At 49.2% G+C, this 388-nt stretch carries 2 tRNA genes; both read right to left on the bottom strand.

Annotated features, from left to right (window positions below):
* Positions 1-48 precede the first annotated feature (48 nt).
* Positions 49-124 (bottom strand) — tRNA-Ala (locus M3194_RS31005).
* 28 nt (positions 125-152) lie between these two features.
* Positions 153-229 (bottom strand) — tRNA-Ile (locus M3194_RS31000).
* Positions 230-388 lie beyond the last annotated feature (159 nt).

The raw sequence follows: 388 nt of genomic DNA, 5'->3' as shown, positions 1-388 counted from the left end.
TTCATTCTTTCGCTATCCAGTTTTCAAAGAGCAAGTTAAAACAATTATTGGTGGAGCCAAGGAGGATCGAACTCCTGACCTCCTGCTTGCAAGGCAGGCGCTCTCCCAGCTGAGCTATGGCCCCATACATTATCCCTTAACGAGGGACTGAATGGTGGGCCTTAGTGGACTCGAACCACCGACCTCACCCTTATCAGGGGTGCGCTCTAACCAGCTGAGCTAAAGGCCCTCACTAATATTCTCTTGGTACACTGAAAGAGTATTGCTCTTTCAAAACTGACAACGAGCTGCGACTACTGCCTGTAGTTTGGAAGCGAGGCTTCCTATCTGATCATCATCGTGATCAGGTATTTCCTTAGAAAGGAGGTGATCCAGCCGCACCTTCCGA

Origin of the sequence: Paenibacillus glycanilyticus, assembly GCF_023715145.1 — a bacterium.
GTDB classification, from domain to species: Bacteria; Bacillota; Bacilli; order Paenibacillales; family Paenibacillaceae; genus Pristimantibacillus; species Pristimantibacillus glycanilyticus_A.
Note: the sequence above shows the minus strand (reverse complement) of the source record. Positions and strands in the feature narration are given on the sequence as shown.